Genomic DNA, 25986 nt, shown 5'->3' on the forward strand with positions numbered 1-25986 from the left:
CCCCCCACCCCCTGCCCGCCGAAACACCGACACCGACGAGGTGACCACCATGTCCCGCAACTCCCGGCCTTCGGCCCCACGCACCCTGCTCGCCACCGCCGTCGCCGTGGCCGCGAGCCTCACCGCATGCAGCGCGCCCGGCGACTCCGACAAGGGCGGCGGCTCCGGCTCGGGCCCCATCAAGATCGCCGTCGTCGACGCGCGCAGCGGCCAGCTCTCCTCCCTGGGCGACTGGGAGTACAAGGGGGCCAAGCTCGCCGTCGACGAGTGGAACAAGCAGGGCGGCATCGACGGCCGCAAGATCGAGCTGAAGTCCTTCGACGACCAGGGCGACCCCACCACCGGCACCAACCTGGCCCGCAAGATCGCCAGCGAGAACTACATCGCGATGATCGGCACCGCCGAGAGCGCGGTCACCATCGCCATGGCCCCGGTGCTGAAGCAGGAGGGCATCCCCAACATCACCTCCGGCCAGTCCGACGGTCTGGTCGCCGTGAAGAGCGAGTTCCTGTTCCTCAACGGCCCGACCAGCACGACGTACGACACCACGCTGGCCAAGTACCTGATCCAGACCAAGGGTTACAAGAAGATCGCGATGATCTCGAACAACGGGTCCTTCGGCAAGGGTGAGCACGACGCGTTCACCAAGGCCGCCGACGACCTCGGCGTCACCCCGGTCACCGACCAGGTCGTCACCACCGACCAGAAGGACTTCAGCGCCGCCCTCACCAAGATCCGCGCCACCAAGCCGCAGGTGATCTTCATCGGCTCGGAGGAGGTCGAGGCCGGCCTCATCGTCAAGCAGGCCCGCGACCTCGGCATCACCGCCCCGTTCGCGGGCGCCGCCCCGCAGGGCACCCCGGTCTTCGCACAGACCGCCGGCCAGGCTGCGGTGGAGGGCACCATCGTCAGCTCGCCCTACCTCGGCAACGACGTCAGCCCCGCGGCGCAGAAGTTCGCCGCAGCCTACAAGGCCGCCTACGGCGAGGACGCCGAACTGCACGGCGCCAAGGCCTACGACGGCACCAGCATCCTGCTCACCGCGCTGAAGAACAGCAAGGTGGCCACCGGCAAGAAGCTCGCCGACGCCATCCGCGCCACCCGGTACGACGGCCTGCTCGGGCAGTTCCGCTACGGCGCCGACGGCGTCGGCATCACGAAGACGAGCATCGGCGTCATCACGTCCGGCGCGCTCGTCGCGCAGAAGTGAGGACGTCGTGCAGGACACCCTTCAGACGCTCGTCGGCGGCCTGAGTCTCGGGGCCGTGTACGCCCTGGTCGCGATGGGCTTCTCCCTCGTCTACCGCACGATGGGGCTGGTCAACTTCGCCCACGCGGACATCGCCATGATCGGCGCGTACACCGCCTCCACCTTCTACCTCACCGCGAAGCTCCCCTTCGCCGTCGCGATGGTGACCGCCATCGTGGTCACCGGGGCCATCGGCCTGGTCATCGAGCGGGTGCTGCGCCCGCTGGAGAACAAGGACTTCGACCTGATGCTGATCGGCACGATCGGCTTCGGCATCGTGCTCCAGGCCCTCGCCGTCCTCGTCTGGGGCACCACCGGCCGCGCCGTCCCCTCACCCCTGCACACCGCACCCCTGAACCTCCTCGGGATCCGGGTACGCACCTACGACCTGCTGGTCATGGCGGTCGCCGCCATCGCCGTGGTCGCACTCGTCTTCTTCCTCTCCCGCACCAAGCGGGGCGCGGCGATGCAGGCGGTCGCGATGGACCACGAGGCGGCCACCGCGGTCGGCATCGACGTGGGCCGCAGCAACGCCCTCGCCTTCGCCGTCGGAGCCGGACTGGCCGCCCTCGCGGGCGGCCTGGTCGGCCCCATGCTCTACGTCGACGCCTCCCTCGGCGGGGCACTCGGCATCAAGGGCTTCGCCGCCGCGATGCTCGGCGGTTTCGGCTCGATCCAGGGCGCGGTGGTGGGCGGCATCGCCATCGGCGTCCTCGACTCCTACGCGGCCGGCCACTTCCAGGGCTACTCCGTCCTGGTCACCTTCCTGGTCTTCACCGCGGCCATCATGATCCGGCCCACCGGGATCTTCGGCGAGAGGACGGTCAGCCGCGCATGAGGACCCGCCTGGCCACGACAGGGGCGATCGTCGTCGCCGCCTGGCTGCTCCCCTACGGTCTGGGCAGCTACACCATCCACGTCGTGAACATCGCGCTGATCTACGCCCTGCTCGCCCTCGGCATGGGCCTGGCGATGGGTGTCTCCGGCCAGATCAACCTCGCCCAGGTCGCGTTCTTCGGCGTCGGCGCCTACGCGGTGGCGATCCTCACCACCCACTACGGGTACGGCTTCTGGGCCGCGGCCCTGCTCGCCGTCCTGGCCACCGTCGTCGTCGGCCTGTTCGTCGGCATCCCCGCCCTGCGGATGCAGTCGCACTACCTGGGCATCGTCACCCTCGGTCTCGCCCTGGGCTTCATCAACTGGATCACCAACGCCCACATCTCCGGCGGCGCCGACGGCATCTCCGGTGTCCCCGGCCCGACCCTGCCCGGGGTCGATCTCTCCAGCGAATACCTCTACTACTACCTGGAAGCCGTCGTCTTCGGTCTCGCGCTCGTCCTCGGTCTCTTCGTCGTCCGCACCTCGCTCGGCCGACGGCTGCGCGCCATGCGGGACGACTCGCTGGCGGCCGGGGCGATGGGCGCGGAGATCCCGCTGCTGCGTATGACGGCCTTCCTGCTGGCCAGCCTCTACGGCGGCCTCGCCGGAGTCCTCTACTCGGGTCTCATCCGCTATGTCGCGCCGGAGACGTTCTCCATCGGCAACATGTTCATCCTGCTGGCGATGGTCGTCATCGGCGGCCGCCGCTCCCTGGTGGGCTGTGTGGTGGGCGCCATCGGACTGACACTGGTCCGGGAGTGGCTGTCGGATTTCTCGACGTACGCCCAGCTCGGCTACGGCGTGGTCGTCGTCCTCATGGTCGTGTTCGCGCCGACCGGGCTCGCCGGCGTCCCGGCCCGGCTGCGCGGGGTGTACGAGCGGCGCCGCGGCCGGGAGACCACCCGCACCGAACTCCGCCCCTTCACGCCCTACTCCCCCGTCGAACGTCCCGACACCGCCGGGGTGTTGCTGTCGGTGGAGGGCGTCACCCAGCAGTTCCGCGGACTGCGGGCGCTCGACGAGGTGTCCCTCGTTGTGCACGAGGGCGAGATCCGGGGCATCGTCGGCCCCAACGGGTCGGGCAAGACAACGCTGTTCAACGTGATCAGCGGCTTCTACCGGGCGACCGCGGGAACCGTCGGCTTCGCGGGAACCGAGACCACCACCGCCCGGCCCTACGTCCTGTCCCTGGCCGGATTGTCCCGCACCTTCCAGAACCTGCGGCTGTTCGGACAGCTCACCGTCCGCGAGAACATCCTCGTCGCCCTCGACCGCAGCCGCACCCGCTCCATCTGGCAGTACGCCCTGTGGCAGCCGGGCGTGTGGGCGCACGAACGCCGACTGCGGGCACAGGCGGCCGAGGTGCTCCAGCGGTTCGGACTCGCCGACTTCGCGGACGCCGACCCCACCGCACTCCCGTACGGCATCCAGCGCCGCATCGAGATCGCGCGCGCCATGGCGGCCCGGCCCAGGCTGCTGCTCCTCGACGAACCGGCCGCCGGCCTCAACGGCGAAGAGGTGCAGCAGCTCATCCACATCGTCCGCTCGATCAGGGACAGCGGCACCACCGTGATCCTCATCGAGCACAACATGGGCCTGGTCATGTCGCTGTGCGAGCAGGTCACCGTCCTGTCCAGCGGCACGGTCATCGCGGAGGGCACCCCTCGGCAGGTCGTGACCGCACCGGAGGTCATCGAGGCCTACCTCGGCGAGTCCGACCTCGCCGAGCTCGGCATGGACACCCCCGAGGCGGCCTGCCCGCCCGACCGTGCGAAGGAGGCGACCTCGTGAAGGCCGTCGCAGGCGACACCGCGCAGTGTCTGAGTGTGCGGGACCTGAGCGTGCACTACGGCGGGGTCCAGGCCGTCAGCTCCATCGGCTTCAGCGTGGAGCCGGGCCAGTCCGTCGGCATCATCGGAGCCAACGGCGCCGGCAAGACCTCCACTCTCAAGGCGCTCATGGGACTGGTCCCGCGCAGCGGCGGCACCATTCATCTCGGCGACAAGGACCTCACCCGGGTCAGAGCCCGCGACATGGTCCGCCACGGCATCGGCTACGTCCCCGAGGGCCGCCATGTCTTTCCCGGGCTGCCGGTGGAGAAGAATCTCCTCCTGGGCGCCTACTCCCGGGCCTGGGACGCCGAGACCCACCGGCAACTGGAGGAGATCTACGCCCTCTTCCCCGTACTGAAGGAGATGCGCGAGCGGCTGGCCGGGGCGCTGTCCGGCGGGCAGCAGCAGATGCTCGCCATCGGCCGCGCCCTGATGACCCGGCCACGGCTGCTGGTCCTGGACGAACCGTCCATGGGCCTGTCGCCCAAGCTCGTCGGCACCATCCTCGACGTGCTGCTGCGGCTGCGCGAGGAAGGACTGAGCCTGCTCCTGGTGGAACAGAACGCCAAGCTCACCTTCGGGGTGACCAGCCACTGCGTCGTCATGGAGAACGGCCGGGTCGCCGTGCGCGGCACCTCCGCGGAGCTCAGCCACGACCCGCGGGTGCGGGAGGTGTACCTGGGCCTGTGAACACCACTCCTTCGGCCTGGCGCTGTACATCGCGATCGTCGTCAGGTCCCCGAGCCGACTCCGCCCCGTGCCCCTGGCCGCCACCGGCATCGCCGTCGTCGACACCGCGATGTACCACTACGTGTTCGACGAGGGGCGGCTCCAGGCGCCACTCCTCGCCCTGCGGATCGCCGAAGTGTGCGTTCTCTCCGTACTCCTTCGGATCGTCCTGTTGCGCGAGCGTGGGCTGACGCTCCGGGAGACGGTCGGCCGACCGGGCCGGGCGCCGTCGGCGGCCGGGCGGAAGTGGCAGCGGCGTCCGGGCGGGAGTGACGGCGGCGGCCGGGCTGGAGTGATGGCGGCGGCCGGCCCTCACTCGCCGTCGGACTCCACCACCCAGCCCCGGCGGACCGTCCACACCCTGCCGTCCGCCGTCGCGCCGCGCATCCCCTCCAGCACCCCCGGCCCCGCGGCGGTCACCAGGCGCGAGTCGCCCGCGGCCGCGAAGCCGAACGTGCGGCGCGGGTCCCAGTCGGTGCTGTGCCGCAGCCGGCGGCTCAGCTGGACCCAGCCGACCGACGCCGCGGCCACCACCCAGGCGTCCGGCGCCGGACGGGTCAGCCGACGCGCCTGACGCAGCCATGAGGCGGCGTCCTCCGGCCAGTCGACCACCGCCGCGAGAAGTCCGCCGCTGCCGTGCCAGGCGTCGGCGAAGGCGGTGGCGGCCTCCTTCGACGCGGTGTCCCGGCCGTGCCCCAGCGCGATGCTGCCGCCGCGGAATCCGCAATCCGCCAACAGGGCGAGCAGACGGGCGAGTTCGCGGTCGGTGTGGGGCCGGGCGGCGGGCCGGGGCACGTAGTCGAAGAGGTCGGACGCGACCAGCCGGGGAGAGGGCTCGTTCATGACGGCTCCGCCTTCCGCCACACCCGGTGGCGCTGGGGCAGGCAGACCGCGCACGGCCGGTATCCCGCGGCGACGGCGGTCGCCTCGTCCGCGAAGAACACCCGGTGGCGCACATAGCTCCTGCGGGCGATGTGCCGCAGCGCGGAGGGGCAGTCCAGTCGTCCGTAGATCCGTCCGCGCCGGTAGCCGCCGAACCGGCCCGGCACGGCGCTTCGGTAGGGCCGCCCGTCGCCGCCGGTCAGCGTGTACCCGGCGGACGCCACCGCTGCCGTGTCATCGACCCGTCGTCCGTCCACACATGCACTGTGCGTCTTCCGGGACGGTCGTGCCAGCGGTATCCGGACGTCGACCTCGCGACCGGCTCCGGGCGACCTCGACCGGCGCTTCAGCGGCCGACGGCAGACTTGCGTGCCGGGCAGTCCCAAGCCGTCGGGGCCCGGCCCCGGTGTCCGAGCGACCCCGGCCGCCGGGCCGCACCCTCGACCCCGGGTTCAAGGAGAGAGACCGTCGTGCGAATCGCCGTGACCGGCTCGATAGCCACCGACCATCTGATGTCCTTCCCCGGTCGGTTCACCGACCAACTGATCGCCGACCGGCTGGAGCAGGTGTCCCTCTCCTTCCTCGCCGACCGGCTCGACGTACGGCGCGGCGGTGTCGCCGCCAACATCGCCTTCGGACTCGCACGGCTGGGGCTGGCTCCGCGTCTGGTCGGCGCCGCGGGCGTCGACTTCGACGAGTACGGGGCCTGGCTGCGCGCCGCCGGGGTGGACACCGACTCGGTCAGGATCAGCGAGACACTGCACACCGCCCGGTTCGTGTGCACGACCGACGAGGCGCAGAACCAGATCGCCACCTTCTACGCCGGTGCCATGGCCGACGCCGCGAAGATCGACCTCGCCGCGGTGGCCGCCGACTGCGGCGGCTTCGACCTGGTGCTCGTCGGCGCCGACGCCCCGGAGGCGATGCTGCGGCACACCGAGACCGCCCGGCGCACCGGCATCCGTCTGGCCGCCGATCCCTCGCAGCAGCTCGCCCGCCTGACCGACACCCAGGCCAGGCAGCTCGTGGACCACGCGCAACTGCTGTTCACCAACGAGTACGAGTCCGCCCTGTTGCAGGAGCGCACCGGCTGGAGCGAGCGGGACGTCCTGCAACGCGTCGGTACGTGGATCACCACCCGGGGCGCGGACGGCGTCTCCCTGGCGCGGTGCGGTCAGCCCAGACTCGACGTGCCCGCCGTCGCCACCGCGGAGATCGCCGAACCGACGGGCGCGGGCGATGCGTTCCGCTCCGGATTCCTCGCCGGCCTGAGCTGGGAGTGGCCCGAGGAACGGGCGGCGCAGCTCGGCTGTGCGCTGGCGTCGATCGTGCTGGAGACGGTCGGCACCCAGGAGTACAAGCTGCTCGCGGTGGATCTGATCGACCGGGTCGAGCGCGCGTACGGGCACGACGCGGCCCGTGCGATGGAGCCGCGTCTGGCGAAGCTGTCATGAGCGGGCTGCGGAAGAAGCCGGTCGCCCACACCGCGGGAGGCCGGTCATGAGCTCCGTGCCCGAGGCGCCGGCCGGCGGCGCTCCCTCGTTCTCGTTCGAGTTCTTCCCGCCGAAGACCGGCCAGGGCGAGCGCACCCTGTGGAACGCCGTCCGCCGGGTCGAATCCCTCTCCCCCACCTTCGTGTCCGTCACCTACGGCGCCGGGGGCTCGTCGCGCGAGCGGACCGTCGAGGTCACCCGGTGCATCGCCGCCGAGACCACCCTGCGCCCCGTCGCCCATCTGACGGCCGTCGGGCACTCGGTGGCCGAACTGCGGCACATCATCGGCCAGTACGCCGACGCGGGGATCAGGGACGTGCTGGTGCTGCGGGGTGATCCGCCCGGTGACCCGAACGGCCCCTGGACACCGCACCCGGCCGGTTTCACCCACGCCCGCGAACTGGTCGAACTGGTCCGCTCGCTGGGGGACTTCACCATCGGTGTGGCGGCCTTCCCCGAGATGCACCCGCGCTCGCCGGACTGGGACAGCGACATCCGGCACTTCGTCGCCAAGTGCCGGGCGGGAGCCGACTACGCCATCACCCAGATGTTCTTCCGCGTCGAGGACTATCTGCGGTTGCGCGACCGGGTGGCCGCGAGCGGCTGCGACGTCCCGATCATCCCGGAGATCATGCCGGCCACCGACGTCCGTCAGATCCGCCGCTTCGCGGAACTGTCCCACGCGGCCTTCCCCGAGGACCTCGCCCACCGGCTCGACAGCGCCCGCGACGACCCCGCCGCGGGCCATCGGATCGGCGTGGAACACGCCACCGCCATGGCCGGACGCCTCCTCTCCGAGGGCGCACCCGGCCTGCACTACATCACGCTCAACAGGTCGACCGCGGCCCTCGACATCCATCGCAACGTGCTCGCGGCGCAGGCCGCAAGCAGCGCACGGGTGAGCTGAGTCGGCCTACGCGGGGTCTCCGAACCAGCAGGCCAGCGCCCCGGCCAGGGCGTCCGCGTCCCCCGCGGTGCCCAGGGCCGACCAGGCGATGTATCCGTCGGGCCGCACCAGCACGGCGTCCGTGCCGAGCTGTTCGGCCGCCGTCGCCGTCACCACGTTCACCCGGGAACGCCAGGGCTCGACGGCGTTGAGCAGGTCCTCCGAGCCGGTCAGCAGCACCAGCAACGGCCGTGCGCTGTGCAGGAGTTCGGCGAGGCTGGTGACCGAATCGCCGGTCTTCAGCAGCACGTCGGGGGCGAAGCGGCCGGCCAGCGGGTCGCCGGGGCCACCGGTGTCGTACTGGACGTCGACACCGCTGATCATGCCGCCGAGGTACCGGTTGACGTCGTCGAAGTGCATCATCCGGGCGAACAGGGTGCGCAGCGAGTCCATGCGGGGGTCGGGGTCCATCAGGGCCACCTGGGCGCGTACGTTCTCCAGGACCGCCTCGGCGATGGGCGCACGCTCGGTCTCGTAGGTGTCGAGGAGTCCGGGCGGCGCCCAGCCGTGCACCTCGGCGGCGAGTTTCCAGCCCAGGTTGACGGCGTCCTGGAGGCCGAGATTGACGCCCTGGCCGCCGGCCGGGAAGTGGACGTGCGCCGCGTCGCCGGCCAGCAGGACCCGGCCGACGCGGTAGTGCTCGGCCTGTAGGGCGGCGTCGCTGAAGCGGGTGAGCCAGCTCGGTGAGTCCATCGGCACCGGGTGGCCCGCGATCCGTTCCACCTCCGCCCGGAACTCGTCCAGGGTCACCGGCGCCTGCCGGTCCGGGTGCGGGCCGCGGAAGTCGTAGGTGCACACCCGGCTGCGGCCGAACAGGTTGAGCCACACCAGGGTCCAGCCCCGCGGGTTGCGCTGCCAACCCTGCGGCGCCCGCGCCGGGTCCAGCAGCCGGACCTCCCCGATCAGGGCGCCGACGCGGGCAGGCGTGCCGGTGAACGGGATACCGGTCAGCCGGCGCACCGCGCTGCGGGCGCCGTCGGCCCCGACCACCCAGGAGGCGCGCAGGGTGCCGGCCTCGGCGCCCCGGGAGTCGCGCAGGGTCAGGCGTATCGCGTCCGGTTCCTCGTCGAGGCCGACGAGTTCGCAGTCGCGCAGGACGCGCGCGCCGAGCCGTTCGGCCTCGGCCCCGAACACCTCCTGGGCGTACGCCTGGGGGCTGCCCACCATCACCGGCCCCTCGGGGACGACGCGGGCGAGGTCGAGGTCGAACATGCCGGAGAAGTGGAACGGTACGGGGCCCTGGCCCACCGGCGGGGCCGGCGGGCCGGGCTGCACCGCTTCGAGGAGCCCGCGCCGGTGCAGGGTCTGCGCGGTGCGGGCGTGCAGGGTCCCCGCCTTCGACTCACCGGTCGGCGCGGGCAGCTTCTCCAGGACGGTGACGCGCACCCCCAGCAGGGCCAGTTCCCGGGCGAGCAGCGTGCCGACGGGCCCGCCGCCGACGACGGCGACGTCGGTGTCCACGGCTGTGCTGTTCGGCATCGGGGCTCCCGCGGTGGTTGACGGCACGGTGGGCATCCGTGCGGATGCCGTACGTCAGGGGGAACACCGGCCCGCGCGGACGGGTTGCACGGCGGGCGCGGGCTCAGCTGCCCGGCAGCCGCACCGACTGCCGGTGCCGGAAGACGTCGCCGGGGTCGTACGCCTGCTTGACGCGCTGGAGGCGACCGTAGTTGCCCTTGTAGTACAGGTCGTGCCAGGGCGTGCCCGAGCGGTTGAACTCCGGCGAACCGAGGTCGGCGTCGGGGTAGTTGACATAGCAGCCGTCGGTGACGGCGCCGGGTACCGGGACACCGCCGGTGTCGGCGTACATGTCGGCGTAGAACTCGCGCAGCCAGCGTACGCAGTCCGCCTCCTCGGCCGGGTCGTTCCACCAGATCATCCAGGCCAGCTTGTACGCGGCGTCCCGGTGGGCGCTGGCGGTGGCGTCCTGGGCGACGGCCGAGACCTGGCCGGCGAAGGAGCTGAGCATGACCGAACCGGTGGGGTTGCCGAGGTCCGTGCGGGTCAGGTGGCGGTACAGCGCGGCCAGTTGGTTCTGGGGGAAACCGGCCTTCATGTAGGCCGACTTGAAGTCGCTCTTCTGGGTCGGGTCGTTGGTGGTGGGGTTGGCCGTGCCGAGGTAGCGGGCCGCCTGGAGCCAGGGCAGACGGCGCGGCGCGGCCAGGTCCGGCAGCGCGGTCAGCTCGCCCATCCGCGTGGTGACCGGTCCGTGCGCGACGGTGACGCCCTCACCGACCGCCGCGAGGAACTCGTCGTGCAGCCGGGCGGCGTCGGGCACGCTCGCGTCGACGTGCGTGATCAGGCCCACGGCTCCGTTGGAGACGTGGTTGAGGGAGAGCAGGCTGCACACGGCGGTCGCCGGGTCGCCGGGGGCGGCGTGCCGCACGTGCCAGTCCGCGTAGTTGCGCACCAGCCGGGTGAAGGACTTCTCGTCCAGGTCGGACCACTTCCAGGAGACGGCGCTGACCAGGACCTCCGGGGGCGGGGCGGGCAGCAGCCGGGCCGGGTCCGTGCCGGTCGCGCCGGGGCTGCGGAACCAGTAGCGGGTCACCACGCCGAAGTTGCCGCCGCCCCCGCCGGTGTGGGCCCACCACAGTTCCCGGTTCGGATCGTCGGCCTCGCGGGTGGCGACGACGGTGCGCACGGTGCCGTCGGCCTTCACCACGACGACCTCGACCGCGTACAGATGGTCAACCACCAGGCCGAGCCGGCGGCACAGCAGTCCCCAGCCGCCGCCGCTGACATGGCCGCCCGCCCCGACCTGGAAGCACATGCCGGCCGGCACGATGACGCCCCAGGTGCGGTACAGGCGCTCGTACACGTCGAGGAGCTGGGCGCCGGGCTGCACCATGAAGGCGTTCATGGACGCGTCGAAGTCCACGTCCCGCATCGCCGACATGTCGATGACCGCCTGGACGTCGGGGCTGAAGACGAAGTCCTCCCAGCAGTGTCCGCCGCTGCGCACCGTCAGCCGCTTGCCGGCCCGGACCGCCTGTCGGACGGCCGTGGCGACCTGGGCGGTCGAGCGGGGCACGTAGACCGCCTCGGGCCTGCCGACGTAGCGCTGGTTCCAGCCGCGGACGAGGTCCGGGTAGCGCGCGTCGCCCGGGGTGACGGTCACCAGCTCCTGCGGCTGGGCCACCGCCTGCCCGGCGGGCAGCAGCGTACCGCCGCCGATCGCGGCGCTCGCCGCGATCACCTCCCGTCGGCTGACCCGGTGTCTGCCGTGCGTCATGGGACGTCCCCTCCCGTTGTGGCGTGCGGATCACACGCGGATGCCCCGACGCTAGGCAGCCGTCGTTCGCCGCCGCACTCCGCATCTTGCGGCGAGCTCGGCCCGGGGAGCTGGCTCGATTCTTCAGAGGCCACTGCGACAGTTCAGCCCGGGACCCGCAGCGGAATCCCACCGAGACCTGTGACCAGGAACGAGGAGGGGTGAAATGTCGAGCATGCCGCTCACCGGTAAATCGGTGCGCCTCGCGCGATTGTCCCGGCCGGGAGACGGCCGGTTCCTGTTCGTACCGCTGGACCACTCCGTGTCCGACGGGCCCGTGACGACCGCCGCCGGTTTCGGCGATCTCGTGCGCTCCATCGCGGACGGCGGCGCCGACGGTGTCGTCGTCCACAAGGGCAGGGCGCGCATGATCGACCCGGCACTGCTCACCCGGTGCTCCCTCGTGGTGCATCTGAGCGCGAGCACCGCGCACGGTCCCGACGTCAACGCCAAGGTGCTGGTCGGGGACGTGGAGGAGGCGGTCCGGCTGGGCGCGGACGCGGTCAGCGTGCACGTGAACATCGGCTCCGACACCGAGGCGGAGCAGCTCGCCGACCTCGGCGCCGTGGCGGCGGCCTGCGACCGGTTCGGCATGCCGCTCATGGCGATGATCTATCCGCGTGGTCCCCGAGTGACCGATCCGACCGACCCGACGATCGTCGCCCATGTGGTGAACATCGCCGCGGATCTGGGTGTCGACATCGTCAAGACGGTGCTCGCCGCACCGCCCGAGCGCATGGCGGAGGTGATCGCCTCCACACCGCTGCCGGTGGTGGTGGCGGGCGGCAGCTCCACCGACCGCGACCTGTACGAGTTCGCCGTCACCGCCATGGATCTGGGTTGTGCCGGACTCGCCGTCGGACGGCGGGTGTTCACCAGCCCGTCGCCCGAGAAGGCGGTCCGGGAACTGGCCTCAATCATTCACCGCCGCGAGCTCTCCTCCGGGCCCGCGCCGCAGACCGAGATGGCAGGTGTGTTGTGAAGTTTGCCTGGATCGACCTCCGGACCGTGCCCGCCGAACACCGCGAGGCGGTCGTCGACGCCGCGATCCACGCGCGGGTCGACGGGATCGTCGACAGCGACCCGGAGCGCCTCGCCCTGCTGCCCAACACCGTCAAGCGCATCCTCGCGCCGGGCGCGCGCGTCGGTGAGGGGGCCCCGGAGGACCTGATCGTGCTGCGCGAGGTCGTCGACGTCGACAGCCTCGGCGTACTGGAGGGCCTGCACCGCGGCGGCGACAAGGACACGGCCGCCTGGGTGAACGTCGTCGACGACCCCACCCTGAAGCTCGCCTGCGAGGCCGCCCGCGAACTTCCCTTCACCGTGGTGGAGTTCAAGGACCCGACGAAGATCCCGCTGGAGATCGTGATCGCCGCGGCGGACGCCTCGCCTGGACAGCTGGTCTGTCAGGCCGCCGACATCGAGGAGGCGCAGATCATCGTCGACGTCCTGGAGAAGGGCTCCGAGGGCGTCCTGGTGGCTCCGCGCTCCGCCAACGACGTCTTCGCGCTGGTGGAGATGCTGCGGGTGAAGACCCCCGACCTGCAACTCCAGACGCTCACGGTCGAGTCGATCGAGCACCTCGGCCTCGGCGACCGGGTCTGCATCGACACCTGCACGCACTTCGAGAAGGACGAGGGCATGCTGGTCGGCTCGTACGCGCACGGCTTCGTGCTGTGCGTGAGCGAGACGCACCCGCTGCCGTACATGCCGACCCGGCCGTTCCGCATCAACGCGGGCGCGCTGCACAGCTATGTGTTCGGGGCGGACAACCGCACCAACTACCTCAGCGAGCTGAAGGCCGGCAGCCCGGTCCTCGCCGTCGGCGCCGACGGCCGCACCCGCCGCATCGTGGTGGGCCGTATCAAGCTGGAGTCCCGCCCGCTGCTCGGCATCAAGGCCGTCTCCCCGGAGGGCGTCGAGGTCAGCCTGATCGTGCAGGACGACTGGCATGTGCGGGTGCTCGGCCCCGGTGCGGCGGTGCTGAACGTGACGGAGCTGAAGAAGGGCGACCAGCTGCTGGGTCATGTGGCCACCGACAAGCGCCATGTGGGCTGGCCGGTCGGCGAGTTCTGCGTCGAGAAGTAGGCGACAGGCGTCCGGGGCCGCCCTCGCCGCGGCCCCGGCGCCGCGGCGAGGGATCCGGTGGAGGCGATGACACAACGGCCTTGGTGGGGTGCCGACTTGCTCGGCCGCCACGCCGACGACACGGTGTGGGCGCGGGCCGCGGACCGCGAGGTCACGTTCGGCAGACTGCGCCGCGAGACAGCCTGGCTGGCCGATGTGCTGGAGCAGTACGGCATCCGGGCGCACAGCACGGTCGCCCTGTACGGCACCACGAGTTTCACGCAGCTGTGGACGCTGTTCGCACTGTGGTCGCTCGGCGCCCAGGTGGTGCTGATGGAGCCACCGCCCGTACGACGGTCACGGGAGGTTCCGCCCGTGCCGCAGCGGGTGCAGTTCTCGGTGTCGCTCGGCGAGGGCCTCGGGCGGCCCCATGACTTCGTCGACGAGTGCGAGGTGCTGGTGCGCCGCCGCGCCGGCGGCGGTCCGAGCCTGAGCGAGCACTGCCTGGTGCAGTTCTCCTCGGGCACCACCGGGCGTCCCAAGGCGGTCGGCCGCAGCCCGCGGTCGCTGCTGGCGGAGCTGGACCGGCTCGCCGCCGTGGAGGGCGTGGCGCGCCACGGCGAGCGGGTGGCCGTGCTGGAGCCGCTCACGCGCTCCTTCGGGCTGATCGGCGGGGTGCTGCACGTCCTCGCGGTGGGCGCGAGCGTGGTGCTGCCGGTCGCCCGCACGGCGGCGGCGACCGTGCGGGCGGCGGCCGACGCGCATGTGGTGCTGGGCAATCCGCACCACTTCGACCGGCTGGCGCGGGCCGAGCCGGGTGAACTGCCGCGCCTGCGGCTGGCCGTGTCGAGCGGTGACGCCCTGCCGCCCGAGATCCCCGCGGTGTTCCGCGCCCGCCACGGGGTGCGGGTCGGCCAGGCCTACGGCACCACCGAGACGGGCATCGTCGCCGCCGACCTCACCGGCCGCTTCGGCCCGGCAGGCGTCGGAGTCACGGTGCCCGGCGTGCGGACCCGGGTGGTGGGCGGCGTGCTGGAGGTCCACGTCCCCGAGTCTCCGTACCTGTACGACGACACGCCCTGGACCGGCGGCTGGATGTCCACCCGTGACCTGGTCACCCGTGATCCGCGTACCGGTGCGCTGCGGCTGCGCGGGCGGGTCCAGGGCGTCGGGGACGCCTCGGTCGACCTGCTGCGCATCGAGTCGGTGCTGCGGGCCCACCGGCACATCACGGACGCGGTGGTCCTCGGGGTCGGCCCGATCGAGGCGCACGTGGCGAGCAGCGCGGAACTGGACGGCGACGAACTGCGGTCCTGGTGCCGCCGGTTCCTCGGCGGCACGCCCGCGCCGGACCGCTACCACCTGCTGCGGGAGCTGCCCCGTACCGCCGGCGGCAAGGCCGTGCGGGACCGTGGTGTCCTGCGCCGGCACCGGACGCATCCGCCCGGGGCGTGCCGCTGCATCAGCTGGTGAGCGGCGGGGCGGCCGAGGACCGCGGCCGACCCGCCGAAGACCCGCGCGGGCCGCTCGCCGCCCCGGCGAAAGACACGGTGGCGGGACACGCGGTGGCGGACGATCTGCCCGGCGCTCGGTGGGGCGCCGGGCGGGAGCACCCGGGCCGGGCCCCGCACGCGGGCGGCGCCGAGGCCTTCCCTGCGGGGCCTTCCTGGTCCGGCCGACGGTCACCCGGTCCGCTGCCCGGGTCCCCGCCAGGTCCCGCCCGGGCCCCGCGCGGCGGGTGCCTCGCGATCGTCCGTCCGCCGCCGGCCCCGCCCTGCCGGCCCTTCCCCTCGACCGGCGGCGCCGCCCGCCGAGATCCCATGAGAAACGACCTCCCAGACGAGTGGAAGGCACGGAGCATGACGGTGACGACGACCGCCGCAACGCTGTACACCGGTGACGAGGCACGCTGGCGGGCCGTGCGGGAGCGCGACGCCCGCGCGGACGGCCACTTCTACTACGTGGTGGTCACCACCGGCGTGTACAGCCGCCCCTCGTGCACGGTGAAGCTGGCCCGGCGCGAGAACGTCCGGTTCTTCCGGGCTCCCGAGGACGCCCGCGCCGAGGGATACCGCCCGTGTCGCCGCTGCTGTCCCGACGACTCCCACCGGCACGCCGCGGCGGCCGAGGCGGTCGCCCGGGCCTGCCGGATCATCGATGAGGCGCCGCTGCCGCCGAGCCTGGACGAGCTGGCCCGCGAGGTCGGCTACAGCCGCTTCCACTTCCACCGTCTGTTCAAGTCGTTCACCGGCATCACTCCGCACGCCTACCTGGCCGCGGCGCGGGCCCGCCGGGTCCGCGAGGCGCTGCCGCTGTCCGGAACCATCGCCGACGCCATGTACAGCTCGGGGTTCAACTCCGGCGGTCACTTCTACGCGGCGGCGACGGAGATCCTCGGCATGACGCCGAAGACGTACCGCGCGGGCGGCGACGGCACGGAGATCCGGTACACGGTGGCGGGCTCGTCGCTGGGGCCGGTGCTCGTCGCGGCGACGGACAAGGGCGTGTGCGGGGTGCTGACGGGGGACGAGGTCACGGCGCTGCTGCACCGGCTGCACACGATGTTCCGGCACGCCCGGCTCGTGCGCGCGGACGACGACTTCGCCGCCGCCGTCGCCGCGGCCGTGCGCGAGGCGGAACCACCGCAGCTCGCCCGGGAACTGCCCCTGCGCATCAGGCGCTCGGCCCTCAGCGTGCGGGTGCGGCGAGCGGTGCCGACGGCGCTCGCCGTGCGCGTACGGCTCACCGTGCCGACGGCCCCCGTCCCCAGCAGGTAGCCCGGCGGGAACATCGTCGAACGACCGGCGTGCCGGTGGGTATGGGGCCCGTCCCGCTCCGGCGCGCCGCCCGAGTGCGGGCAGCCCGGGCCGGGAGCGCGCGTGCACGCGTCCAGCCCGGGTGCGCGCTCAGCCCCGCGCGCGGGACTCCGCCACGGCGACGGCCGACTGCCGTGCGGCCGGGGAGCGCAGCCGCCCCGACGCCCAGGTGGCCGGAAGTGCCGCCCCGCACACCAGCAGCCCGGTGAGCACCGCGTCCGCCGCACCGCCGTGCGAGACGGCCGCGCCGCCGGCCACCGCCCCGACCGCGATGCCCGCGTTGACCGCGGACGCCGGCAGGGTCGCCGCCAGGTCGCGCCCGGGGCCGGCCAGCAGCCCGACCCGGTACTGGAGCGAGGGGACCAGGCCGAATCCGACCACTCCCCACAGCACGAGGGCGCACGCCACCAGGACCCGGGAGGCACCGGCGGTGTGCAGCACCGCCAGCGCCGCGACCAGGACGAGGTTCGCCGCGACGAGCGTGCGCGCGGCGTCCCGGTCCGCGGCCCAGCCGCCCACGAACGTGCCCACCGCGGTCGCGGCACCGTAGGCGAAGAGGAACAGCGTCAGCCGGACGCCGGACACCCCGGTGACGTCCTCCAGGAACGGCGTGATGTACGTGAACGCCGCGAACTGGCCTCCCAGCAGCAGGAATCCGACGCCGAGCACGGCCAGGACGCGGGGTGCCAGCGCATGCCGGGACTGCGCCCACAGACCGCCCGTGCCCGAGCCGTCGACCGGCGGGACGCACACCGCCGTCGCCAGCAGCGCCAGCGCGCCGAGGACGACGACGGCCGTGAACGCCGCACGCCAGCCCAGATGCTGGGCCGCCAGGGTGCCGAGCGGAACGCCGAGCGCGGTGGACACGGCGATGCCCCCGAACACCATGGAGATCGCCCGCCCGGTCCGCTCGGGCGGCACCAGGGCGGCCGCCACCGTGAACGCCGTCCCGAGGAACAGCCCTTGCAGTGCCCCGGTGACGGCCCGGGCCGCGAGCAAGGTACCGAAGCCCGGAGCCAGGGCGGCCAGCAGGTTCCCGGCGACGTAGCCGGCCAGGGACGCCCGCACCAGGGTGCGGCGAGGTACGCGGATGGTGAGCGCCGTCAGCAGCGGACCGCCGACGCAGATGCCCAGCGCGTACGCGGTGACCAGGGTGCCGGCCGTGTCCACGGACACGGCGAGATCACCGGCGACGAGCCTGAGCAGGCCGACGACGACGAGCTCGGCGCTGCCCATGACGAAGGTCGCCAGGAAGAGTGCGGCGAGCGCCGGGCCCGGTCGCCGCCGCACTGCCGGGGGAACAGAGGTCATGTCAGTGCCAGAAGTTCTTCCTGGCGCCGCGCAGGTCCTGGAACGAGTCGAGGTCGGGGACCGTCCACCCGTCGAGGTCGTACTCCTGGAGGCACTGGTCGGCGAAGCCCTTGTACGCGTCCAGCTGGCCGGTCTCCAGCTGGGTCATGAAGATGTCGCTGCGCACCGACTCGTGGTTGCCGGAGTAGTTGCGCTCGTACAGCTCGTGCCGGCCGCCGAACTCGGTGCCGACCGCGTCCCACAGCAGCTTCATCAGCTTGACGCGGCTGACGGCGTCGTAGCCGTTCGAGCCGCGTACGTACTTGTCGAGATAGGGGCGCACGTCGGGATTCTTGAAGTCCTCGGCGCTGGAGTTCACATAGATCAGGCCGCTGGCGACGTCCTGCTCGATGATCTCCTTGATGCGCGGGTAGCCGATGGTCATGAACCAGCGGTAGGCCATGCCGTACTCCAGGCGCGGCAGCAGCGCCCCGTCCTTCCACTCCTCGGGGTTGCGGGCGGCCGCGTCGGTCAGCGCCCAGAACATGTTGCGCCAGGCGAGCACTTCGCCGACCCGGGACTGGATGCCGCGGAAGTCCTTGGTGCCGGTCATCTCCACGGCCTTGGCCAGCAGCCCGGCGATGAAGTCGATCTTCACGGCGAGGCGGATGCAGCCGTGGAAGGTCAGACGGGGGATGAAGCCGGACTTCGGGGCGAACCCGTTGACCTGGTCGACGTCGCCGTAGAGGAAGACGTTCTCCCAGGGGATGAGGACCTTGTCGAGGACGAAGATGGTGTCGTTCTCGTCCAGGCGGGAGGAGAGCGGGTAGTCGAAGGGGCTGCCCATGACGGCGGCCGTCGCCGCGTAGGAGGGACGGCAGATCAGCTTCAGGCCGGGCGCGCCCATCGGGATGGTCGCGACGAGCGCGAACTCCTTCTCCTTGAGCGGCAGTCCGTAGTGCGAGATGAAGTTGTAGTGCGTGATGGCCGAGCCGGTGGCCACCACCTTGGCCCCGCTGACCACGAGGCCCGCGTCGGTCTCCTTCTCCACGTGCACGAAGACGTCCTTGACCTCTTCGGACGGGCGGTGCCGGTCGACCGGCGGGTGGATGATCGCGTGGTTCCAGAACAGCACCTTCTCCTGCGACTCGCGGTACCAGCGCCGCGCGTTGTCCTGGAACGGCGCGTAGTAGTCGGAGTTGGCGCCGAGCGTGCCGAGGAAGGCCGCCTTGTAGTCGGGACTGCGGCCCATCCAGCCGTACGTGAGGCGGGCCCACGCGGCGATCGCCTCCCGGTCCTCGACGACGTCCTGGACGTTGCGCGGGGTGCGGAAGAACTTGTGCGTGTACCCGTCGCTGCCGGTGTCGGTGGGCGCGGTCAGCACGTCACGGCGGTCCGGATCGTGCAGGGCGTCGTACAGACGGGCCGTCATCCGGGCGGGGTTGGCGAACGCCGGGTGCTTGGTGACGTCGTCGACGCGTTCGCCGTAGATGTAGATCTCGCGGTCGTCGCGCAGGCTCTCCAGATACTCGTCGCCGGTCAGGGGGCGGGTGGTGCGGGGAGCCGGTGCGGAGGCGGAGTCCTCGCCCTGCTGCAACGTCATGGTGTGTCCTTGTCCGGTCGTGGCGGTCAGTGACCCAGCGGGATGTGGAGCGCACCGGTTGCCGACGACCACACGCCGTCCGCCGGCCCGTCGAGGGTGCCCGCCCACGCGTGGTGGCCGGGCGCGGTGTCCAGGTGGCGGAAGGCCCCGCCGTGGAAGACCAGCGGCTCCGCGTCCCGGACGGTGAAATCCCGCACCCGTCCGACGTGCAGCACGTGGTCGCCTCCGTCGTGCGCGGCCCAGGGCACGCAGTCCAGGTGGGCGGCGCAACCGGTCAGGCGCGGCCCCGCCGCCTCCGGGTCCCAGGACACGGGAGTGTCCGCGGGCAGTGGCCGGCCCGCGAAGTGCAGGGCCAGGCCCTTCTGGTGTGCGGCGAGGATGTTCACGCCGAACGACGACGCGCCCGTGAGCAGGTCGCACATCCGGCTGCGCCGGTCCAGGGACACCATCACCAGCGGCGGGTCGAGGGAGACGGAGGTGAACGAGCCCACCGTGGCGCCGTGCACGCCGCCGGCATGTTCGACGGTGACCACCGTGACACCCGTGGCGAACCGGCCGAGGCAGTCACGAAAACGGCGTTGACTGTCGCCCATCGGCACTCCTCGAAAAGAAAATAAGCCTTCGAATTCGGCGCTCTCCGACGGGCATTGTGCCGGTGGTCGCTGAAGGATCGATGGAGAGGACGGGCGGGCATTTCTGCGCAATATCCAGGAGGCCGGAAATGATTGACACCGGTGTGCGCGGACGCCTGTAATTCCTTCTCGGATTCGATTAACCGACACGAGGTGGCCAATCATGAGACTCCAGGTCGAGTTGACCGACGCACTCCAGGACTACGTCGCCGATGTCTCGCTGCGCGAGCCCGACCTGTTGCAGAAGCTGCGCGAGGAGACCTCCCAGCTTCCCCTGCACCTGATGCAGATCTCGCCGGAGCAGGGCCAGTTCCTGCGGACCCTGCTGAAGGCGACCGGGGCCCGGCGGACCCTTGAGGTCGGCGTGTTCACCGGCTACAGCCTGCTGTCGACGGCGCTCGCGCTGCCCGCCGACGGCCGGGTGGTGGGGCTCGACATCAACGAGGAGTGGGGCGCCATGGCGCTCGACTACTGCAAGCGGGCCGGCGTCGCGGACAAGGTCGACCTGCGCATCGGCGACGCCCGGGCCTCCCTGGAGCGGCTGGTGAAGGAGGAGAACGCCGCAGGCACGTTCGACTTCGTGTTCATCGACGCGGACAAGGAGAACTACACGACGTACTACGAGTACGCGCTCGAACTGCTGCGCCCGGGCGGCCTCGTCGTCGTGGACAACGTGCTGTGGCACGGCGCCCTGCTCGACGAGTCCGCCCAGGACTCCGAGACGCAGGCGTTGCGCGCCTTCAACCCCCGGCTGCACCACGACGAGCGGGTGGAGCTGAGCGTGATCCCCTACGCGGACGGGCTGACGTTCGCCGTCAAGCGCTGAGTCGCGCACCACGCGCGTGAAGGCCGCCCCGGGAGTTCCGGGGCGGCCTTCACTCATGGGTCACGGCAGCCGGACGGACTGGGCGTGGCGGAAGAAGTTCGTCGGGTCGTACGTCTTCTTCACCTGTTGCAGCCGCGGGTAGTTGCCCTTGTAGTAGAGCGAGTGCCAGGGCGTCGACGACCTGTTGTACTGCGGGTCGCCGAGGTCGTTGTCGGGGTAGTTGACGTAGCAGCCGTCGGTGACGTCGTTGGGCACGGGCACACCGCCGGTGTCGGCGTAGACCTCCGCGTAGCACTGCCGGTTCCAGGCGATGTAGGCGGCGTCCTCGGCCGGGTCGTTCCACAGGGACATCCACATCAGCTTGAAGTACGACTCGCGGTGCGGATAGCCGGTGGCGGACGGCGCGATCCGGTTGACCTCACCGCCGTAGGAGCTGAGGGTGATGGATGCGCCGGGCAGGGTGAGGTCCGTGCGCGTCAGGTGCTTGTACAGCGCCGCGAGCTGGCGGTCGGGGAAGGCCCCGCGCATGTACGCGGACTTGTACTCCTGCCGGTAGGTCGGGTCGGTGAGGTTGCTGTTGGTGGTGCCGAGGTAGCGGGTGGCCTCCAGCCAGGGCAGCTTGCGGGGCTCGGCGTAGGCGGCCATGGGGCCGAACTCGGCGAACTGGCGGGTGACGGCCCCCGTCGGCACGTCGACGCCGTCGCCGATCGCGGCGAGGTAACTGTCGAGCAGCTGGCGGGCGTTGGGGGCGGTGGCGTCGACCTGGGTGACCATGGCGATCTGGCCGGCCGACTTGTGGGTCAGCACGAGGAAGCTGGCCAGGGCCAGTTCGGGGGCGCCCGGGGCACTGTGCGCGGCGAACCAGCGCGCGTAGTTCTGTGCCAGCCGGGAGAACTTCGCCTCCGTCATGCTCTCCCACGGCCAGGACTGCGCCAGCAGGTAGACCTCGCGGGGCGGCTTCGGCAGGAGCTTCCTGGGGTCGGTGCCGGTGGCGCCGGGCGTGCGGAACCAGTAGCGCGTGACGACGCCGAAGTTGCCGCCACCGCCGCCCGCGTGGGCCCACCACAGCTCGCGGTTGGGGTCGTCCGCGCTGTTGGTCGCCACGACGGTGCGCACCTTGCCGTCGGCACCGACCACGACCACCTCGACCGCGGCCAGGTAGTCGATGATCAGGCCGAGTTGGCGGCACAGCAGGCCCCAGCCGCCGCCGCTGACATGGCCGCCGGCCGCGACCGAGTAGCAGATGCCGCCGGGCACGGTGACGCCGTACAGCTGGTACAGCAGGGTGTAGACGTCCAGGAGCCGGGCGCCCGTCTCGACCGCGAACGCGCGCCGTCCGGCGTCGTAGTACACCTTGTCGAGCCGTGACAGATCGAGCACCACCTGGACCTCGGGGTTGAAGACGAAGTCCTCCAGGCAGTGGCCGCCGGAGCGCACGGTCAGCCGCTTGCCGGCGCTGACGGCCGCCTGCACCACACCCGGCACCTGGGAGACGTCGCCCACGACCTGGACTGCCTCGGGGTTGCCGACGTAACGGTTGTTCATGCCGTGCACGAACTCGCCGTACTGGGCGTCCGACGGCGTCACCGTCACCAGGCCGGACGTGCCGGTCGCGCCGTCCTGCACCGCTGCCGTCGCCTGCCCGGCGAGGACTCCGCCCACGGCGGCCGTACCACCCAGCGCCGCGGCGGTCGTGAAGAACCGCCTGCGGCCTATCCCACTGTTCTCGCGCACCCTACGTCTCCCGTTCTCGCCATTTTCGGCGCACCGCTTCGCGCGCTCTCCTGGGCGGCGACAGTACGAATCAGCCATCGCGGAAAACACTCCGGATCTTGCGGTCGAATCCTTGAACGGCGGATTCCGGGATACGACCGCAAGATGGGGAGTGTCGGACGGCTCACCGGTCGCCACCATCGGAGTCCAGGCTGAATTCGCCATGGTGGAAGGAGGCGGGCCGGTGACGGTCAGCGTCGGTGAGGTGTACGAGAACCCGCGGTGCAGGGAGCGGGTCGTGATCAGAACGCCGTCCTCGCACACGGGCGGGGCGCGCACCGTGATGGACGTGTACTCCGAGCCCGGCGGCGCGGTGTCGGGCGAGCATCTGCACCCGGTGAGCGAGGAACGCTTCACGCTGGTGCGGGGCAAGGTCGCCTTCCTGATCGGCGGGCGCCAGGTGACCCTGGACGAGCCCGGGCAGAGCGTGCTCATCCAACCCGGGATCAGGCACCGCTGGTGGAACTGCAGCGGCGAACAGGCCTTCCACATCTGCGAGGTGCGCAAGAACAGCGACCGCTTCGAGCAGTTGGTGCTGCGCCAGCTGTTCGGTCTCGCACAGGACGGCAGGACCACGCCCGAGGGCATGCCCCGACTGCTGCAACAGGCGGTGACCACGCTGGAGTTCGGTGACGTGGTGCGGTTCACCTCGCCCCCGTGGGCGCTCCAGCGCGCCCTGTTCACCGTGCTCGCCCCGGTCGCCCGGCTGCTGGGGCACAAGGGCTGCGACCCCCAGTACATGGACCGCAAACCCTCCGAGATCGCGGAGCTGGAGGACCTCCCGGAGGAGGTCATGCGCTGGCACCGCTGACCCGGCGGGTCCGGTCGACACCGCACTGCAACCCCTTCGGGCACGGCGGTGTTCCCCATGACGAGAGCACATCGCACCGCGCTCCTCCCCCTCCTGCGGGCGGGGCCGACCATCGAGAAGGAACCTTTATGGATCTGCAGCTTTCCGGCCGGGTCGCCGTCGTCACCGGCGCTTCCAAGGGCATCGGACTGGCCGTCGTCAGCACGCTCCTCGAAGAGGGCGCCAAGGTCGTGGCCACGTCGCGCAAGAGCACCCCGGAACTGGATGCGCTGGCCGGCCCGAACCTCGTGCACGTCCCGGCCGACTTCATGGACGAGGACGCGCCGGCGCAGGTCGTCGCCCGCGCCGTGGAGCAGTTCGGCGGGCTCGACATCCTGGTGAACAACGCCGGCGGTCCGCCGCCCGGTGTGACGCTGCCGCGCGGTTCGTTCCTGCACGCCTCCGACGACGAGTGGCGTGCCATGTTCGAGTTCAACCTGTTCTCGGCCGTGCGCGCCATCCGTGCCGCCATCCCGCACCTGCTGGAGCGCGGCGGCGGCGCGATCGTGAACATCTCCTCCGGCAACGCCCGGCAGCCCTCGCCGATCAATGTCGACTACGGCGCCGCGAAGGCCGCCCTGAGCAACATCACCAAGGTGCTCTCGGGCGAGTTCGGGCCGCAGGGCATCCGGGTGAACACGGTGTCCCCCGGTGTGGTGCGCACGCCGTGGTGGACGGACGAGGGCGGCGTCGCCGACATGATCGCCTCGCAGGCCGGCACCGACAAGGACAGCGTCATCAACACCGTCGTCCCGGAGATGCTGAACCTGGCCACGGGCCGCTTCGTCGAGCCGCAGGAGGTGGCCGACGCGGTGGTGCTGCTGGCGTCGCCGCGCTCCGGCAGCACCACGGGTGCCGAGTTCGTGGTGGACGGCGGGCTCCTCAAGGAGCTCTGAGCACCACCGTGCGGGAGGGCCGACGAGACCCGGCCCCTCCGTACGGGCCCGGCCGCCGCACGGCGGCCGGGCGTCCCGGCTAGCACGACCCGTCGGCGGTGTGCGGCGACCGGGCCCGCAGGGGCTGCCGCTGCCGCCGACGGCCTTCTCGGCGGCCGCCGCTTCCCTCGGTGACCTGCCCCGGTTCCGTCTTCCCGGCACCGCCTCCGCCTCTTCCCGGGCCCGGTTCCCGAACGGCCGCACGGTCCTGTCGCGGATCTGCTCGGCGCCCCGTCCTCGTGGACACCCCTTGCCTCGGGCCCCGCCCGCCGCCCCTTTTCCTGTTCTGCCTCCGCCGTGCCGTCGCGCGGCCCCAGGACCACTCGTTCGGATCGTCGGGCTCGCCTGCCCCGGTACGCCCGCCGCGCCGCCGTCGGCCGCCACCGCACCACGCAGGCCTCTCCCCCGTACCTCGCACCGCGCAGGCCCTTTGCCCGTACCTCTCACCGCGCAGGTCCTTTCGCCGTGCCTCGCACCGCTTCGCACCGCTTCGCACCGGGATCCGCCGCCCGATCCACGCCGATCCGAACGGCGGGCCGCGGGCCGTTCCTTCCCGTCCGCCTCGCCGCGGGGCTGGGCGGTGGCATCGGTGCCGACTCCCGGGAGCCGTCATGGCCTTGTCCGCCCCTGCCCGCCCGCGAGACGGCGCGGCGCCCCCGCCGGCCCGCCGGCTGCTCGCCCTGGCCGTCCTCGCACCCCTGCTCGCCAACGCCGACGCGGGCATCGTGACGCTCGCCCTCGGCGACATCCGGCGCGACCTGTCGATGTCGCTCGACGCCGTGCAATGGGTGACCAACATCTACGTGCTGCTGGTGGGCGGGCTCCAGTTGCTGGGTGGCCGGCTGGCGGACCTGGCCGGGGCCCGGCGGCTCTTCCTGCACGGCATGGGCGCCTTCGCCGTGGCCTCGGCCCTGTGCGGCGCCGCGCCCGACGGACCGCTTCTGGTCGCCGCGCGCGCCGGACAGGCGCTGGCGGCCGCCGTGCTCGTACCCGCCGCGATGTCCCTGCTGGTGACGGCGTCCGCACCGCAGCAGCGGGCCCGGGCGCTGGCGCTGTGGGCGGGCGCCGGCGGCGTCGGCTCGGTGGCCGGTGTGCTGTGCGGCGGTCTCGTGGTCGGCGGCCTCGACTGGCGCTGGGCGTTCTGGCTGAACGTCCCCGTGATCGCCGTCGCCCTGGCGGTGTCCCGCCGCACCCCGCTGCCCGATCCGCCCCGCACCCGCGGTGTCCGCGTCGACCTGGCCGGGGCGGCGGCGCTGACCGGGACCCTGCTCGCGGCCGTGTACGCCCTGGTGCGGCTGGCCGCTCACGGTCCGGACCGGTACACGGCGTACGCGGCGCTCGGCGCGGCGGCGCTGGCCGCCGTCCTCGCGCACCGGCAACGCCGATGTCCCCACCCGCTGCTGCCCGCGTCCCTGCTGCGCGACCGGAACCTGGTGTGCGGCGCGTCCGGCATCCTGCTCGTGTCGACGGCCACCGCGCCCATCGCCTTCCTCGGCGGCATGCGGCTGCGGGACACTTACGGGTTCGGTGCGCCGGCCGCCGGGCTCGCCCTGCTGCCGCTGGTCGGGGGCATCTTCGTCGTGGGCCGGGCCTGCGGCGCGCTGCTCGCCCGCCACGGTGCCCGCCTGCCGTGCGCGCTCGGCTGTCTGCTCCTGGGGGCCGGTCTGGGGATGCTGGCCGTCCGCGCGCATGCCCCTGGGTACGTCTCGGGCATGCTGCCGGGGCTCGTCCTGGCGGGCGCGGGGCTCCCGTTGATCTGGATGTCGTGCGAGGTCGTGGCGCTGGCCCGGTTCCGGGCCGGCGGCGCCGGGCTGGCGGCGGGATTGGTGCAGTGCGCGGGGCAGTTCGGGACCGCGCTGGGTACGGTGCTCGCGGTCGCGGTCTGCGGCCGGGGCACCGGGGAGGCGGCC

The 25986-nt window shown here is 72.1% G+C and carries 22 protein-coding genes; 14 read left to right on the plus strand and 8 right to left on the minus strand.

Features of this window, described 5'->3' with window-relative positions; translation table 11 throughout:
* From FNH09_RS27585 to FNH09_RS27600, 4 genes are all read left to right on the plus strand, one after another.
* Positions 1 to 1210, plus strand: a 1210-nt coding sequence (locus tag FNH09_RS27585) for an ABC transporter substrate-binding protein (protein WP_238427144.1), incomplete at its 5' end; no start/stop codon positions are given.
* A 7-nt stretch (positions 1211 to 1217) separates the two neighbouring features.
* Positions 1218 to 2087, plus strand: coding sequence for an ABC transporter permease subunit (locus FNH09_RS27590; protein ID WP_152892617.1), 870 nt, complete (start codon positions 1218 to 1220; stop codon positions 2085 to 2087).
* Positions 2084 to 3919, plus strand: coding sequence for a branched-chain amino acid ABC transporter ATP-binding protein/permease (locus FNH09_RS27595; RefSeq protein ID WP_152892618.1), 1836 nt, complete (start codon positions 2084 to 2086; stop codon positions 3917 to 3919). The genes FNH09_RS27590 and FNH09_RS27595 overlap by 4 nt, the downstream gene beginning before the upstream one ends.
* A complete protein-coding gene (locus FNH09_RS27600) occupies positions 3916 to 4650 on the plus strand; it encodes an ABC transporter ATP-binding protein (RefSeq protein ID WP_338017704.1) in 735 nt (244 codons plus the stop codon). The genes FNH09_RS27595 and FNH09_RS27600 overlap by 4 nt, the downstream gene beginning before the upstream one ends.
* A gap of 351 nt (positions 4651 to 5001) precedes the next feature.
* Here the strand turns inward: FNH09_RS27600 and FNH09_RS27605 are convergent, their stop codons facing one another.
* Together FNH09_RS27605 and FNH09_RS27610 are read right to left on the minus strand one after the other, a co-directional pair.
* On the minus strand, positions 5002 to 5532 hold the full coding sequence (locus FNH09_RS27605; RefSeq protein ID WP_152892619.1) for a type 1 periplasmic-binding domain-containing protein: 531 nt from the start codon (positions 5530 to 5532) through the stop codon (positions 5002 to 5004).
* On the minus strand, positions 5529 to 5828 hold the full coding sequence (locus tag FNH09_RS27610) for an Ada metal-binding domain-containing protein (protein ID WP_338017705.1): 300 nt from the start codon (positions 5826 to 5828) through the stop codon (positions 5529 to 5531). The genes FNH09_RS27605 and FNH09_RS27610 overlap by 4 nt, the downstream gene beginning before the upstream one ends.
* A gap of 213 nt (positions 5829 to 6041) precedes the next feature.
* Here FNH09_RS27610 and FNH09_RS27615 point away from each other — a divergent pair, with 213 nt between their 5' ends.
* Positions 6042 to 7025, plus strand: a complete 984-nt coding sequence (locus FNH09_RS27615) for a PfkB family carbohydrate kinase (protein ID WP_162469191.1) — start codon at positions 6042 to 6044, stop codon at positions 7023 to 7025.
* Between the two features lie 46 nt (positions 7026 to 7071).
* The gene (gene metF / locus FNH09_RS27620) at positions 7072 to 7971 is read left to right on the plus strand and encodes a methylenetetrahydrofolate reductase [NAD(P)H] (protein WP_152892620.1); all 900 of its coding nucleotides are present in this window, start codon (positions 7072 to 7074) and stop codon (positions 7969 to 7971) included.
* 6 nt (positions 7972 to 7977) lie between these two features.
* On the opposite strand, the gene FNH09_RS27625 is transcribed toward metF, so the two are convergent.
* Both FNH09_RS27625 and FNH09_RS27630 read right to left on the minus strand, forming a co-directional pair.
* A complete protein-coding gene (locus FNH09_RS27625; protein WP_152892621.1) occupies positions 7978 to 9489 on the minus strand; it encodes an FAD-dependent oxidoreductase in 1512 nt (503 codons plus the stop codon).
* A gap of 103 nt (positions 9490 to 9592) precedes the next feature.
* Positions 9593 to 11245: an FAD-binding oxidoreductase gene (locus FNH09_RS27630; RefSeq protein WP_152892622.1), complete on the minus strand. Its 1653-nt coding sequence runs from the start codon at positions 11243 to 11245 to the stop codon at positions 9593 to 9595.
* Positions 11246 to 11459: 214 nt separating this feature from the next.
* Between FNH09_RS27630 and FNH09_RS27635 the strand changes: the two genes are divergently transcribed.
* The 4 genes from FNH09_RS27635 to FNH09_RS27650 all read left to right on the plus strand — a co-directional run bounded on the left by FNH09_RS27635 (position 11460) and on the right by FNH09_RS27650 (position 16128).
* Positions 11460 to 12266, plus strand: a complete 807-nt coding sequence (locus FNH09_RS27635) for a 2-amino-3,7-dideoxy-D-threo-hept-6-ulosonate synthase (protein WP_152892636.1) — start codon at positions 11460 to 11462, stop codon at positions 12264 to 12266.
* Positions 12263 to 13372, plus strand: a complete 1110-nt coding sequence (locus FNH09_RS27640; protein ID WP_162469192.1) for a 3-dehydroquinate synthase II family protein — start codon at positions 12263 to 12265, stop codon at positions 13370 to 13372. The genes FNH09_RS27635 and FNH09_RS27640 overlap by 4 nt, the downstream gene beginning before the upstream one ends.
* A 66-nt stretch (positions 13373 to 13438) precedes the next feature.
* Positions 13439 to 14824: a class I adenylate-forming enzyme family protein gene (locus FNH09_RS27645; protein WP_152892623.1), complete on the plus strand. Its 1386-nt coding sequence runs from the start codon at positions 13439 to 13441 to the stop codon at positions 14822 to 14824.
* 386 nt (positions 14825 to 15210) lie between these two features.
* On the plus strand, positions 15211 to 16128 hold the full coding sequence (locus FNH09_RS27650) for a bifunctional transcriptional activator/DNA repair enzyme AdaA (protein WP_152892624.1): 918 nt from the start codon (positions 15211 to 15213) through the stop codon (positions 16126 to 16128).
* A gap of 129 nt (positions 16129 to 16257) precedes the next feature.
* On the opposite strand, the gene FNH09_RS27655 is transcribed toward FNH09_RS27650, so the two are convergent.
* From FNH09_RS27655 to FNH09_RS27665, 3 genes are read right to left on the minus strand one after another with little or no spacing between them, the layout of a single operon-like run.
* Positions 16258 to 17478 carry an MFS transporter gene (locus FNH09_RS27655; protein ID WP_152892625.1) on the minus strand — a complete coding sequence of 407 codons (1221 nt, stop codon included), beginning with the start codon at positions 17476 to 17478 and terminating at the stop codon, positions 16258 to 16260.
* A 1-nt stretch (position 17479) separates the two neighbouring features.
* Complete coding sequence (locus FNH09_RS27660) at positions 17480 to 19060, minus strand: 4-hydroxyphenylacetate 3-hydroxylase family protein (RefSeq protein ID WP_152892626.1); 1581 nt, start codon at positions 19058 to 19060, stop codon at positions 17480 to 17482.
* A gap of 26 nt (positions 19061 to 19086) precedes the next feature.
* Positions 19087 to 19653: a flavin reductase family protein gene (locus FNH09_RS27665; protein ID WP_152892627.1), complete on the minus strand. Its 567-nt coding sequence runs from the start codon at positions 19651 to 19653 to the stop codon at positions 19087 to 19089.
* 202 nt (positions 19654 to 19855) lie between these two features.
* Here FNH09_RS27665 and FNH09_RS27670 point away from each other — a divergent pair, with 202 nt between their 5' ends.
* Positions 19856 to 20518: a class I SAM-dependent methyltransferase gene (locus FNH09_RS27670; RefSeq protein WP_152892628.1), complete on the plus strand. Its 663-nt coding sequence runs from the start codon at positions 19856 to 19858 to the stop codon at positions 20516 to 20518.
* Between the two features lie 60 nt (positions 20519 to 20578).
* Here the strand turns inward: FNH09_RS27670 and FNH09_RS27675 are convergent, their stop codons facing one another.
* Positions 20579 to 22252, minus strand: coding sequence for an FAD-binding oxidoreductase (locus FNH09_RS27675; RefSeq protein ID WP_338017706.1), 1674 nt, complete (start codon positions 22250 to 22252; stop codon positions 20579 to 20581).
* A gap of 223 nt (positions 22253 to 22475) precedes the next feature.
* Between FNH09_RS27675 and FNH09_RS27680 the strand changes: the two genes are divergently transcribed.
* From FNH09_RS27680 to FNH09_RS27690, 3 genes are all read left to right on the plus strand, one after another.
* The gene (locus FNH09_RS27680) at positions 22476 to 23102 is read left to right on the plus strand and encodes a cupin domain-containing protein (protein ID WP_162469193.1); all 627 of its coding nucleotides are present in this window, start codon (positions 22476 to 22478) and stop codon (positions 23100 to 23102) included.
* A gap of 128 nt (positions 23103 to 23230) precedes the next feature.
* Entirely contained in the window at positions 23231 to 24037 is an 807-nt protein-coding gene (locus tag FNH09_RS27685; RefSeq protein WP_152892631.1) for an SDR family NAD(P)-dependent oxidoreductase, read from the plus strand.
* 650 nt (positions 24038 to 24687) lie between these two features.
* Positions 24688 to 25986, plus strand: a 1299-nt coding sequence (locus tag FNH09_RS27690; RefSeq protein ID WP_152892632.1) for an MFS transporter, incomplete at its 3' end; no start/stop codon positions are given.

This window comes from Streptomyces adustus, from assembly GCF_009377175.1.
Classification (GTDB): domain Bacteria; phylum Actinomycetota; class Actinomycetes; order Streptomycetales; family Streptomycetaceae; genus Streptomyces; species Streptomyces adustus.

Coding starts and splice junctions, on each gene's coding strand:
- FNH09_RS27595 (WP_152892618.1), top strand. CDS start 2,084: ATGAGGACCCGCCTGGCCACGACAGGGGCGATCGTCGTCGCCGCCTGG.
- FNH09_RS27605 (WP_152892619.1), bottom strand. CDS start 5,532: ATGAACGAGCCCTCTCCCCGGCTGGTCGCGTCCGACCTCTTCGACTAC.
- metF (WP_152892620.1), top strand. CDS start 7,072: ATGAGCTCCGTGCCCGAGGCGCCGGCCGGCGGCGCTCCCTCGTTCTCG.
- FNH09_RS27625 (WP_152892621.1), bottom strand. CDS start 9,489: ATGCCGAACAGCACAGCCGTGGACACCGACGTCGCCGTCGTCGGCGGC.
- FNH09_RS27630 (WP_152892622.1), bottom strand. CDS start 11,245: ATGACGCACGGCAGACACCGGGTCAGCCGACGGGAGGTGATCGCGGCG.
- FNH09_RS27635 (WP_152892636.1), top strand. CDS start 11,460: ATGCCGCTCACCGGTAAATCGGTGCGCCTCGCGCGATTGTCCCGGCCG.
- FNH09_RS27645 (WP_152892623.1), top strand. CDS start 13,439: ATGACACAACGGCCTTGGTGGGGTGCCGACTTGCTCGGCCGCCACGCC.
- FNH09_RS27650 (WP_152892624.1), top strand. CDS start 15,211: ATGACGGTGACGACGACCGCCGCAACGCTGTACACCGGTGACGAGGCA.
- FNH09_RS27655 (WP_152892625.1), bottom strand. CDS start 17,478: ATGACCTCTGTTCCCCCGGCAGTGCGGCGGCGACCGGGCCCGGCGCTC.
- FNH09_RS27660 (WP_152892626.1), bottom strand. CDS start 19,060: ATGACGTTGCAGCAGGGCGAGGACTCCGCCTCCGCACCGGCTCCCCGC.
- FNH09_RS27665 (WP_152892627.1), bottom strand. CDS start 19,653: ATGGGCGACAGTCAACGCCGTTTTCGTGACTGCCTCGGCCGGTTCGCC.
- FNH09_RS27670 (WP_152892628.1), top strand. CDS start 19,856: ATGAGACTCCAGGTCGAGTTGACCGACGCACTCCAGGACTACGTCGCC.
- FNH09_RS27685 (WP_152892631.1), top strand. CDS start 23,231: ATGGATCTGCAGCTTTCCGGCCGGGTCGCCGTCGTCACCGGCGCTTCC.